General features: G+C 43.8%; 13 protein-coding genes. 10 read left to right on the top strand and 3 right to left on the bottom strand.

The genetic code is table 11. From position 1 onward, the window contains the following. Positions 1-30 precede the first annotated feature (30 nt). The 8 genes from MKY28_RS11870 to MKY28_RS11835 all read left to right on the top strand — a co-directional run bounded on the left by MKY28_RS11870 (position 31) and on the right by MKY28_RS11835 (position 8323). Positions 31-915: an AraC family transcriptional regulator gene (locus tag MKY28_RS11870; protein ID WP_340936048.1), complete on the top strand. Its 885-nt coding sequence runs from the start codon at positions 31-33 to the stop codon at positions 913-915. Between the two features lie 85 nt (positions 916-1000). After that, entirely contained in the window at positions 1001-2266 is a 1266-nt protein-coding gene (locus tag MKY28_RS11865) for an ABC transporter substrate-binding protein (RefSeq protein ID WP_340936047.1), read from the top strand. A gap of 46 nt (positions 2267-2312) precedes the next feature. Further along, positions 2313-3203, top strand: a complete 891-nt coding sequence (locus tag MKY28_RS11860; RefSeq protein ID WP_036608160.1) for a carbohydrate ABC transporter permease — start codon at positions 2313-2315, stop codon at positions 3201-3203. Between the two features lie 14 nt (positions 3204-3217). Continuing rightward, positions 3218-4099, top strand: coding sequence for a carbohydrate ABC transporter permease (locus MKY28_RS11855; RefSeq protein WP_083684212.1), 882 nt, complete (start codon positions 3218-3220; stop codon positions 4097-4099). 199 nt (positions 4100-4298) lie between these two features. Then, positions 4299-5708, top strand: a complete 1410-nt coding sequence (locus tag MKY28_RS11850; RefSeq protein WP_340936046.1) for a spore germination protein — start codon at positions 4299-4301, stop codon at positions 5706-5708. A gap of 40 nt (positions 5709-5748) precedes the next feature. Further along, a complete protein-coding gene (locus MKY28_RS11845) occupies positions 5749-6867 on the top strand; it encodes a GerAB/ArcD/ProY family transporter (protein ID WP_036670828.1) in 1119 nt (372 codons plus the stop codon). 19 nt (positions 6868-6886) lie between these two features. After that, entirely contained in the window at positions 6887-8062 is a 1176-nt protein-coding gene (locus MKY28_RS11840) for a Ger(x)C family spore germination protein (RefSeq protein WP_340936045.1), read from the top strand. Between the two features lie 42 nt (positions 8063-8104). After that, positions 8105-8323: a hypothetical protein gene (locus tag MKY28_RS11835; protein WP_036608149.1), complete on the top strand. Its 219-nt coding sequence runs from the start codon at positions 8105-8107 to the stop codon at positions 8321-8323. Between the two features lie 83 nt (positions 8324-8406). On the opposite strand, the gene MKY28_RS11830 is transcribed toward MKY28_RS11835, so the two are convergent. Next, positions 8407-9675, bottom strand: a complete 1269-nt coding sequence (locus tag MKY28_RS11830) for a stalk domain-containing protein (RefSeq protein ID WP_340936044.1) — start codon at positions 9673-9675, stop codon at positions 8407-8409. 228 nt (positions 9676-9903) lie between these two features. Here MKY28_RS11830 and MKY28_RS11825 point away from each other — a divergent pair, with 228 nt between their 5' ends. Next, the gene (locus MKY28_RS11825; protein WP_017688591.1) at positions 9904-10326 is read left to right on the top strand and encodes a hypothetical protein; all 423 of its coding nucleotides are present in this window, start codon (positions 9904-9906) and stop codon (positions 10324-10326) included. A 96-nt stretch (positions 10327-10422) separates the two neighbouring features. Here the strand turns inward: MKY28_RS11825 and MKY28_RS11820 are convergent, their stop codons facing one another. Both MKY28_RS11820 and MKY28_RS11815 read right to left on the bottom strand, forming a co-directional pair. Next, entirely contained in the window at positions 10423-10848 is a 426-nt protein-coding gene (locus MKY28_RS11820) for a hypothetical protein (RefSeq protein ID WP_338708767.1), read from the bottom strand. A gap of 46 nt (positions 10849-10894) precedes the next feature. Continuing rightward, positions 10895-12127: a GAF domain-containing sensor histidine kinase gene (locus MKY28_RS11815; protein ID WP_340904479.1), complete on the bottom strand. Its 1233-nt coding sequence runs from the start codon at positions 12125-12127 to the stop codon at positions 10895-10897. A gap of 163 nt (positions 12128-12290) precedes the next feature. Between MKY28_RS11815 and MKY28_RS11810 the strand changes: the two genes are divergently transcribed. Continuing rightward, positions 12291-12599 (top strand): hypothetical protein, encoded by a 309-nt coding sequence (locus tag MKY28_RS11810; protein ID WP_076249390.1) that lies wholly within the window; start codon positions 12291-12293, stop codon positions 12597-12599. Positions 12600-12727 lie beyond the last annotated feature (128 nt).

Here is a 12727-nt window from a genome sequence, read left to right as displayed (position 1 = left end):
TTGCGTTGGAAATAAATGGAGGTTGATACGATGGGCGTACCCACTTTTTTGGAGACAGGCCATATGCAAGAAGGTTTTCCCATTCGGGTAATTCATACAGGAAATCAATTCAATTATGCTGCACACTGGCATGATGAGGTTGAACTGGTTCTCGTCAATGGTAAGAGTGCCAGAATTGGCGTGAATGACCACGTGTGTGAGTTGGAAAAAGGGGATGTGCTGCTGATCAAACCAGGGGATGTGCACTGCTTTTTGCCGGGGACCGAACATTTGACCATTATCTTGTTCCGACTCGAATTGTTAACCGGTAGTTTCACGACCGAAGCCGAAATTCAGGATCTCGGACAACTTTTCAACAAAACAACAGTTATTCCCTCGAATACGGGAAGTCAGAGCAATCTGACTCAATATATAGATGACATCATTACCGAGAAGAAAAATCAGAAGCCGGGATACCGATGGTTAATGGTATCCAGATTGTATGATCTCATCATACTTTTATTACGTACCAAAGTACCGGTTACCACCGAAGAATCTTCATCTTCAGGATGGGCATGTACTTCTTCCAAAAAATTTGAATTCCTTGAATCGGTCTGTGAATACCTGGAGGAGCACTATGCTGAGCCCATTAAGCTGGAACAGGTGGCGGAACATATTAAATTCAGCAAGTTCCATGTCTGCAAACTGTTCAAGGAGATCAAGGGAGTAACACTGATGGAATACTTGAATCATTTTCGAATTATCAAGTCCGAGTGGGCCTTATTGTTCCGTCAGGATACGATTCTGGAGATTGCGATCGGACACGGATTTAACAATGTTAACTCCTATAATCGTCTTTTCAAAAAATATAATGACTGTACACCCTCCGAATTTCGTAAGAAACATCGTACGAATATCACAAAATATGGAGGGTAATGCACAATATTTGTGGAGAAAGCCCTCTCTAAAATCAATATACTCTAATAAATTGTAAGCGTTTCCTTTTTGAAGGAGGGGGCCTATGAAGAAGTGGTTTAAGCCAACTATTGTATTGGTATGTGCAGCGATGTTGTTAGCTGGTTGTCAGTTCAGTCCATCGAGTCAAACCAAGCAACAGGAGATTACCGTGTGGAGTTTTACGGATGAAGCAGGGTACGCCATCGAGAAATTTGAACAGAAATATCCTGACATCAAAGTGAACTTTGTCAACATCCCTGGTAATTTCTATATCACCAAGCTGAAATCTGCGCTACAGACAACCTCGAAGGCTCCAGATGTATTTATGATTGAAAATGCGAATATTCGAGAGCTGATTGACGTTCCATATCTGGAGAATTTATCAGCTTCGCCGTATAACGCCAATGAACTTATTCAGGAACAATATGCTTTTGTTCAAGCCAATGAACAGGACAGTGAGGGAAATGTCAGAGCGATAGGTTATCAGGGAACACCAGGGGGCATCTACTATCGTCGGGATTTGGCGAAAAAATATCTGGGCACCGATGATCCTGAGAAGGTGGGTTCACAGATCGATACATGGGAGAAGATCTTCGAGATTGGAGAGAAGGTGCAGCAACTTAGCGGGAATAAAGTACATGCATTGGCGAATTGGAATGCTATATCGAATTCATATGATGGTATACCTTGGGTGAAGGACGGCAAACTTGTTATCGATCCAACGTACTTGGAAGTGCTCGATCTTGTACGTGAAGCACGTGAGCGGAATGTACTTGCCGAGTATGAAGATGGAAGTGCCGGTTACGCTGCATCCATGCAAAAAGGAGAGGTCATGTTTTATCCCGGGGCAACCTGGGGTTTGCAATATACGTTCAAGGCAAACGCTCCGGATACCGAAGGCATGTGGGGCTTAGCCCAGGGACCGTCAGCCTTTAGTTCAGGTGGAACCTATATCGCGATGTACAGTAAAAGTGAGAAAAAGGATTTGGCCTGGAAGTTTATTGAGTTTTATAATTTTGACCACGATTTTCTATCCCAGTTAGCGAAAGAACAGGATTATTTCACCAGCAACATGGTTGTGAATGATGAACTTGCCCCGTCTCTCTCATCGTCCTATCTAGGAGGACAGAAGCATTTCGAGTTTTTCTCGGAGGCTGCAAAACGGGTACCAGTATACGAACGCACCAAATATGATGCCACGATTAATAATGATATCTACAAGATTGTACTCCAGTTATATCTCAACAAGGACATACAGACCAAGGAAGAAGTCGTAAAGCGAATCAAACGTGATGTTACCTTGAGATTTCCGGAGCTGGAAGTGGATTAGTAAGCAATTGAATATACACATCCGATGATAACTGGGGGGATAGAACATGTTTGCCAAAACGATTCGCAAGGACCATTACGGCTACTACTTCATTGCTCCGTTTTTTATTATTTTCACCACTTTTGGGTTGTATCCCATTTTATATTCGCTCTACATCAGTTTCACCAACTTTGATGGAATCACGACACCTGACTTTGTAGGGATCGGTAACTACGTTGCCGTATTACAAGACCCGTTGTTCTACAAAACCTTGTTTAATACGTTATTCATCTGGGGCGTATCTGTAGTTCCACAGCTCACAATCTCACTTGTGTTGGCTTTTATCCTGAATGATAAGCTGCTCAAAGGACGGGACTTTTTCAGAGCCGTATACTTTTTTCCCAACATCGTTACGGCGGCATCACTTGGATTGCTTGTCAGCTTGATTTTTGACTGGCAGTCTGGCGGACTGAATCATTTTTTGGTGCAGACCGGTATAATACAAGATCCAATTAACTGGAAAAATGATCCCTGGTTTATGCGTCTGATTGTATCATCCATTTTGTTTTTTCAATACTTCGGCTATTCCATGGTCATCTACCTTGCAGGTCTTCAGGGCATTGATCCTTCATTGCTGGAAGCTGCACAGATGGATGGCGCGAAAAAGAAACATATTTTCATTCATATTATCGTGCCGATGCTCCGTCCAATTATTCTGTTTCAGATGATTACATCTATTATTGGGGGCATCCAGATTTTCGATCAGCCATTTACACTAACCAACGGCAATGGCGGTCCTGACCGAGCAGCCATGACGAGCATTATGTATCTCTATAATGTAGCATTTCAGAGCACACGATTTGGTTACGGCGCTGCCATCGCATTTTGCCTGTTTATTATCATCATATTGTTGTCCGTTGCATCCTTCATCATGACCAAGCGGAAGAGCCGTTCATAGGGAGGGGAGTTCTTATGCAAACTGCAAAATCAGTTGAACAACCAAATGCGGCGATTCAGCAATATGCCAATACAAGGGGCCTGACGGCAGGTAAAATCATCATCTATCTGTTGCTGACAGGTCTTGCCGTGCTCTGTATTATTCCATTTTATCTGATGCTCATCTATTCCACACATAATAATGCAACGATTGCTTCGACGTTTACATTTCTTCCCGGATCATTCTTGATTGATAACTATATGAACATGGTATCCAAAATCAACATTTGGCGTGGGTTTGCCAACAGCATATTTATTGCCGGAACATCGACCGTATTATCTCTGTATATTGGGGCCTTAACTGCGTATGGATTTGCCAAATTTAAATTCAAAGGACGAAACGGGTTGTTCCTGTTTCTGTTAGCAACCATGATGGTACCGGGTCAACTGGCTCTGATTGGCGTATATCGACTATTCAGCATGATGGGACTTCTGGATAGTTATGCCGCAATTATTTTGCCTGCTGCGGCTAACGCGTTTAATGTATTTTTTATCAAACAGTTCATGGAGAGCAGCATCCCGGATGAGATTATTGAATCTGCGCGGGTGGACAGTGCCGGTGAGTTCCGGACGTTCAATCAGATTGTACTGCCTATTCTGGGGCCGGCAATCGCCGCCCTGGGCATATTCACGTTTATCGGATCATGGAATAATTTCCTGACACCGCTGGTGCTATTTTTCTCCCTGGATAAATATCCGCTTCCGGTATTGGTTGCGCTAGTGCAGGGGTACTATGGGATGGATTATGGGCTCTTGTATTTGGGTGTAGCGATCTCAATCCTGCCTATTATCATTGTATTCTCTATATTTTCCAAACAGATTATTGGGAGTGTTGCTTTGGGTGCTGTGAAAGGATAGTGATCAATAGAAAATAGGGAATTGCAAAGAGCAAGATCAACGAATTCATAGGAATGAATAGTGTTCTATATCATCAGAGTCGCTCATGAGGGCGGCTTTTTTGGCATTCACTATTTTGCGTATATATCCCATCTGATAAGTAAAGGATACCTTTAACTGAGAATATCTGGACGGAGCGTTTACGGAAAGGGGAGGCGTCATGGACACATCAGCGATAACACAACAGGACCTGCCATTAACCGGAAAACTTGTTATTGATCAAGAAATGTTACGCTCCGTTTTTGCGGGTTGCTCGGACGTTGTATTTCATACATTCCAAACCGCGTGTCTTACTTCAGCATTATGCGTATATTGTGTTGGTGTATGCGATACGGAGCGGCTGGAGAGACAGGTACTAACCCCCCTTCAGGAAATGGGGATCGAAGCTGCGCAAGTTCCGCTAGCTTCTGTTAAGCAAGTTGAAACGACTACTCAGGCAGTACAGGCCATATTTGAAGGAGAAGCTCTGTTACTGCTGGACGGTTCAATAGGCGGAACTACATACCCTCTATACCAAGCTGCAAATCGTTCAACGGAAGAACCGTTAGCTGAATCGACCGTGCGTGGTGCACGGGATGGGTTCACAGAGTCGTTGACCATGAATATGTCTTTACTGCGCAAACGTCTCAAGACACCTGCATTGAAGATTCATACACGTAACATGGGAGAACGTACAAACACCAGTATTTCACTTGTATACATGGAGGGGATTATTGACCCCAAACTTGTTAAGGAAGTGCAGACACGACTTGCCGATTTAAAGCTCCAAGACGTACTGGAGAGTCAATACATTGAAGAAGGGATTATCGATGAGCGATATTCACCATTTCCACAGATGATTGCGACGGAGCGCCCGGATGTTGTTGTTTCCAACTTGCTGGAAGGTCGGTTTGCTATTCTCGTTGACGGAACGCCGTTTACCCTTATCGCGCCAGTAACCATTTTTTCCATGTTACAATCTCCCGAAGATTATTATCAAAATGTGTTCATGAGTGTTTTTGTACGCTGGCTGCGATACATTTTTTTTGTTTTATCCATGCTGCTTCCATCGGCTTATGTAGCGATTACGACGTTTCATCAGGAGATGATTCCTACCGTATTACTTCTCAGTATTGCTCGGGCGAGAGAAGAGATCCCTTTTCCTGCCCTGGTGGAAGCGCTCATTATGGAAATTGCCTTTGAAGCATTGCGTGAGGCTGGCGTCCGATTGCCCAAGCAGGTCGGATCAGCGGTCAGTATTGTGGGGGCCTTAATTATTGGGCAAGCGGCGACGAGTGCCGGAATTGTCTCAGCCCCCATGATTATCATTGTAGCGATTACCGGTATCGCTTCTTTCATGATCCCTCGCTATGCTGCCAGCATCGCGACCCGTCTACTACGTTTTCCCATGATGTTTCTTGCAGGAACGTTGGGACTCACGGGTGTCATGCTGGGAGTCATCTTGGTTGTCATTCATCTAAGCAGTCTTCGTTCATTTGGAACACCTTATCTCTCACCGGTAGCACCTACGATGGCTAAGGAACTTAAGGATGTATGGTGGCGTCCATCTCCAAGGAACAAACCACACTAGAACAATCTACATTCGAGCAAACAAGGGAGCGGGATTACATATGTTGACGGACAAAGGGAAAATATCGGTGACTCAATTGGCATTTATGGTCTTTCCCGCCATTCTCGCGACGGCTATTTTGTCTGTGCCTGGAATTACAATGCACTATGCAGGACATGACATGTGGATGACTCCAATTATAGGTTCAATCGTTGGATTGGCTGCTATTGGTATTTCCGTTGGACTTGATCGTTTGTACCCTGGAAAAACGCTCATTCAATCCAGTGTATTGATTATTGGTCGGATTCCAGGCAAGTTATTCGGTCTGATATATATCGCTTTTTTGCCCCACCTGACGGGCTTGATTATTCGAGAATACGGTGAATTCATTGTCAATAATGCACTTCCACGTACACCTTTGTTTGTTGTGATGGGGACGATGGTTGTTGTATGTGCGATTAATGTCAGACTCGGGATTGAAGTTGTCGGACGAACCGCTCAGGTGTTTGTTACCCTGCTGATCGTTCTGCTGGCTTTGATTTTTATATTGTTGATTGGTGAACTGAATCCTGCCGAGCTGTTTCCTTTTATGGAGAAGGGTCCAATTCCCATTATTACGGGGGCTGCTGCACCTGCTGCATGGTTTAGTGAATATATCGTGTTGGCTTTTCTGCTACCTTATGTGAATGAAAAAAAACGAATAACCCGGGTCATGCTGGGTTCCCTTGTATTTACAACAACTGCGATGACAGTTACCAATCTGTTTTGCCTGTTTTTAATTGGTGATTTGACGGATACATTTGTATTTCCAGTCATGATCGCAGCAAGATACATAACCATTGCGGACTTTCTGCAACATATCGAATCCCTTATTATTGCCATCTGGATTTTCGGTATTTTCGTTAAAATTTCCGTTTTTCTATATATCTTTGCTACATCAACCGCGGAATGGTTTGGTTTGCGGGACTACAAACCTGTGGTTGGTCCACTTTCGTTTCTGTGCATGGTATTTGCTTACTGGGTTGTGTCCGGTGGATCTGGTGTTTCCAGTTTGGTTAGTGCTTCAGCCAACTTGTATACGATCAGCATTTTATTAATCCTTCCGGCTATGATCTACGGTGTTGCATGGCTGAAGAAAGGGTGGGCACATTTTCGGAAGAAGAATCGAGCGAACACCTGATTGATGGGGGGAGGAGCACTTGCGAATATTTAGAGTACTACTAATGCCAATATTGTGTTGTGTGCTTTTAAGTGGATGTTGGGATCGTATCGAGATTAACGATTTGGCTATCGTGCTGGCTACAGGGATAGATTATGAAGATGGTGAAGTACAATTGACTTCACAGATTTTCATTCCGCGAAAGGCGAGTGCAGGAGATAGCAGTGGGAGTGGAGGCAGTCCAAGCGGGGTAACAATGATTCGAACAGCGGAAGGACGTACAATTGCCGAGGCATTGAATCGGTTACAACGTAAAGTTCCCCGGAATATGTTCTGGGGCCACTGCGAAGTCATAATCATTAGTGAGCAAGCCGGCAAACGCGGTATCCGCGAGTATATCGATTTCTTCCTGCGTTACCCTCAGTTCAGGGAGCATGCATATGTCTTTTCCAGCGATAAGGCTGCGAAAGATATCCTTGCGTTACTTGATCCACTGGAGCGAAGTTCTGCTGAATCGTTGCGTGAGATGGCCAATTTGAAGTTAGGTACACGTGTTACTGCGCTTGAACTGGCTAAATCTATTGAAGGTCCGAGCAGTTCAGCCATTTTGTCTCGCATGTTAATCTTACCCCCGGAGCCCGATCAGGATAAACTGACGACAACGCCATATGTGAAAGGTCTGAGTATGTATAAGAAGGATCGTTATGTCAAGACGGTCAAAGAACCACTAAGCGTAGGTGTATTACTACTTGCAAAAGAACTGAACAGCATTATCATGCCCGTTGAGTTTGAGCCGTTAAAGGGTTCTTTTTCGATAAGACTCATTGAAAATAAAACCTCCTTGAAGCCGCGAATTGTAAACAAACAGTGGAGTATGAAGGTCGACATCCAAACCAGGGGAGAAGTGGTGTTAAATACGACGGATGCCAATCTGACGGATCCCGCTGTATTAACTAAACTGGAAAAGGAATGGTCGGCTAAACTCACATCTTTGGCTCATGATGCTTTAGACATGTCCCAGAAAGAGCTGCGCTCCGATTTCTTCAAATTCGCAGTTGAATTCCGCAGATATTACCCGCATCAATGGAAAGCGCAGGAGAAGAACTGGGAAACCATCTATCCTGATATGGACGTGGAAGTCAACGTAGATGCACATGTAGTACGTACCGGAAAATCAACAGGACCACAGGGGATACCTAATGAGGACGAAAGTTGAACAGAATCGGCTCCTGTACAAGCCTGGAAGAGAGGTGATTGCATGAAACTAGGCTCAATCCTTGGAATATTGATGCTGGCGACTGCGATAGTGTATGGAGAGTGGAAGAGCAGCAAAGAGAAGCGAGCCAGAATAGTGAGCGCGGGATTTACTGCTGTGGCGGCAGTAATTGGGATCATTCTTCTCTTTCAGCCCCGTTTGCCTGGTCCTACCCAGTTTGTGAAGCTTATATTTGGAAGTGTGGATAAATTTATAAAATAAGATGATGGGAACAAGAAGGACCAAGTCTCTGCGTACCAGAGGCGCGGTCCTTCTTTTATTTAAGTTGTAGCCAGTTAGAAAGTTTACTCTTTGATCACAGAAGCATTTACGGCATCTTCCATTTTCGTATTGTAGGAACGGAACAGACCCAGACGCCAGAACGCGGCTCCTTTGAGGTCATAACGTTTGGCGAGACCCAGCTTATCATCAACAGAGGACGGCGTTTCACTGCTTAGACTGATACCGAGCAGAAGTTTACTCTTTGGGACACCGGCCTGAATGGCTAATTGAATCGCCTGATCTACAAGACTATTTGGCTCAGGTACCTGAGATTTGGTGCCAACCGGATTATACTGATAGGCCATAATAATAAGATCATCTGCAATAGAGGCAAGTGTTTTGTAATCATAACCTTTATAAGCACTATTTAGCGGCGGTACCGCCAGAGATAAAGCTGTGTCCTGGGGCAAGGAACTTTTTAATTGTTTCACGTAAGCATTGAGCAGCTTCTGTTGTTCTACCGCATCCAGTTTAAAGCCCAATCCTTCAAAATCCAGAACAACTCCGCCAAAACCATGCTCTGCGACAGCAGCAGTTATGCCTTCAATCGATTTCTGCCGCAGGCTCTTGTCGCTCAGAACTTTGGTCAGTTCGCCATTTCCGTCCAAGGCATACACCATGAGCTGTGGTTGGATCTGTTGATCTGCTGCATCAGCAACGATGGACTGCGGTGTAATATCACCCGCAGCAGCAGGGAGACGGTACTCATCTCCTTGGAGCGTAAACTGACCTTCACGATCAATGCGGCTCCAGCCAAAGGCTACGGAATTCATGGAAGTAATAAGGTCCTTTTCTTGAAAGGATTGCAATGCATAGAAAGCTCTCAGGTGCATCTCGCGTTGTGGGGAGACAAGGGAGACCGTCTTGGTTGCTTGATTCCAGCTTACTTGTACACCGAATTGGTTACTGAACGAACTTAGTGGAATAAGTACGCGGCCCTTCCGCTGAACGGGTGCCGCTGCGAGTGTAACTTTTTTTCCATTTACGGTCGCTGTGGTGCTGCCAACTTGTAATAGTACCTCGGTAGTTTGTCCTTTCACAGTGTTCGTTGCTTTTACAGTCTGTGATTTGCTGTTCCAGGTAATATCGATACCTAGGGCTTCCCCGACCGTCCGAAACGGAACGTAAGTGACACCTCTATCAATACGTGGAGCTGCATCAAATGTCAGGGGCACATCATCCAATTGAACTGAGATGGCCGGGGCAGCATAGGCTCCACTGGGGGTACTTCCAAGAATAGAGAGAGTAATTACGGTAACCGCAGCGATGTTTCCTACACGTTTAATAAGCATCGTTTGTGTCCTCCAACTCCGTACATAATAGTAGAATTATATTTTGAACAGAATCTAGTAATCTAGCATATGTATCATAACAAAATTTTCATATCGTTCCAATATAAGAGTCTGGAATATAGTCATATATACCCTATCCCTGTTTAATAGGTTCTTCCGAGTTAGAAGTCCAAACACAATAGTACGCTACGAATATACTATCCTATCCCAACATTAGGAGGTAGATTGATGAGCACATTTCTGGATGCAAGAACATCACAAAATGCCAGTTTGGCCAACTCAATAGCTATTCCAATATTATTCCTGAACACCCCACAGCTCTTTGGTCAAATTGGTCTGCAAACTGCCGGAGCAGGAGCCAATCCCAGAGTTCAATTTAAAGGGACGGTTTCTGTACAATTACCTTTAGCTCTTGTGGGCATAACGATTACCGTTGTAAGAGGTACCTTGTCAACGGACCCGGTTATTTACTCCGCAACGTCCACATTTGGTTTAAGCGTATTGGCACCACAAGTAATTACATTCTCTGGAAATGATTTTAATCCACCGATTTTACCACAATTAACTTACACTGCTTTTGTAAGCTCCAACTTGCTGGGAACAATCCGCGTTGGTCCCGAGAATTTTGATGGATTTGTGGTCTCTGATTAATAGCTCGCTCTAAAAATAGTTATGTTATCGTAAAAACAACCCCATATCTCTAATCTACGGGAAACCGATTAGAGGTATGGGGTTGTACATGTTTGTTCAATCTGAAACGACATATCCGTCGAAACTCTCGGGTCCCACCCGAGTAGTACCGAGCAGGTTTGTGCTGATAAATGCGGTATAGGTTAATTGAGGCATAAGCGGTGGGTTATAGTCAGTGGAAGAGAAGACAATCACTTCAGGGTTAAGCAGACCATTCAGACCATATGTGTGGTTTCCCGAGTATACAATTGGATCGGTTGCGATTATTCCTCTTACCACAGTAATCCTCACTATAAAAAGTGCACGCGGCAATTGCACCGTGATGGTTCCTTTTAATGAAACTCTTAGATTGGTTCCGGCTCCAGCGGTGATGAGACCAATCTGGCCGAATAATTGTGGCGTAAAAATCACTGGAATCGGTATGGAAATGGAATTAAACAACGCAGCATTTTGCGATGATCTTGCATCCAGAAATTGAGTCAACGTATATACCTCCTATCTGTTTCAGATAGAATAATATATTCATCATTCAGATTTTCGCATGGACGGAGGGTGCAGCGCTGGAGATATTAAAGACAAACCGACTGCCCATAGGACTGGACTCTTTAAGCCATACAATGCCACCCATTAATTCAGCGAGTTGTTTACAGATGGACAGGCCAAGCCCCGCTCCGCCATACTTTCCTGAATTACCATGAATCTGGGAATAGGATTTGAACAACAGATCCTGACGGTCCTGCGGGATGCCGATGCCCGTATCCTTTATTTCGTAGGATGCATGGAGAGTACCTTTTGTATCAGCAGATACCTCAGTAGAGATGCATACTTCACCTGTCTCCGTAAATTTTAGCGCATTCCCAACGAGATTGATTAAAATCTGACGAACTTTGTGCTGATCGCCCATAAGCATCAGATGATCATTAATATTATATTCTGCGTACAACCTAATTCCTTTTTTCTGTGCTTCAGAAGAGAATAATTGTAATACATGTTCAACTGTTTCAGTGACACTATAGGGCTTGATCTCCAGAGAGATCGCACCAGCTTCTGCTTTGGAGTAGTCCAGAATCTGATCCATCATCGACAGAAGGCTGGCGCCACTTGACTCAATGACATTAACATATAACGATTGATCCTCACTTAGCCTGGTCGATTGCAACAGATTGGCCATTGCAAGAACACCATTCATTGGCGTCCGGATTTCATGGCTGAGAACGGCCAGCAAATTTTTCTTTTCTTCAAGCACTTTTGCAGCGGTCTCTTCCGCCTGTTTTAATTGTTGCAGAGTTGTTTCCATCTCAAGAAGACTCGTGAAAAAGGAAGACAAGGAGAGAAGCAGATCCACGTCCTTTTGTTGATAGGAATAGAAATCCTGATCAAATGAGCAAAGGGAGCCGTAAATTTCTCCGTTCTCATTATGTATAGGCACACCGACAAATGAACACCCACCTACGAATTCGGTTGCGTCCATATGTCTGGTTAATGGATGTGTTAGATTATTATTGATTACTAACGGGCCTTGGGAATGTTCAGTCACAAGTGCACAGTATGACTCGGCGTTATCAACGACCAGCCCCTCACCCAGAATGAGTTTGTCACGATTATATACGTTCAGAACCTTGGTGGATAGATGATCCAACTGGGCAATACAAAACGTGTTTGCAGGAATTAACCTGCTTGCCGTGTCCATGACATTAGCAGCCGAATCATATAATTTATGTGAGACAAGGGATAGTACATCAATGAATTCTGTTTTTAACATATTGATTTGACTCCTCCTGATTGTAGAAATTCGTTGTGCACTGTATTCAGTATATATGAATTTGAAGAATCGATCATGTATGGTTTTGACAGTGGAAGACGGAAATGAGAAAATATAATGCTGTGTAACATGTATATATTAATAAAGTTTTGGAGGCAAATCAATGAATCAGCGTTTTCGAATTACCCGATCCATGCAGGAAAGCAATGCGGAACAATCCATCTCGCTGGAAGAGTGCAAACTCTACTTCGAATCCCAACCCGATTTTACCTATTCACCGGTTCTTAACATTGTAGGAGCTGAGAGCACCATGACCATCGACGGGGACTTTTTTATGTGGGACCTTGAGGGTGCACAGATTGCTTTTCGTTTGTACATGGGGGATCTGTATGTAGCTATTTCTAACGAAGCTATTGTTCCCAAAATGATTGAGATTGCAACGGATCTACGTGCAGATATCGTTGAAGGATAAGAAGTAGAGAACTAGAGTTTGATAAAAATGTAATGATGTTAGTTGTAGTATGTTTTAGACATCCCTGTAAAAATGAGACTAAAGATTCATTTATATTCCATATCTTAGATTGTAATATATGGAATATA

Origin of the sequence: Paenibacillus sp. FSL R5-0473 (genome assembly GCF_038004565.1) — a bacterium.
Lineage (GTDB): Bacteria > Bacillota > Bacilli > Paenibacillales > Paenibacillaceae > Paenibacillus > Paenibacillus amylolyticus.
Note: the sequence above shows the minus strand (reverse complement) of the source record. Positions and strands in the feature narration are given on the sequence as shown.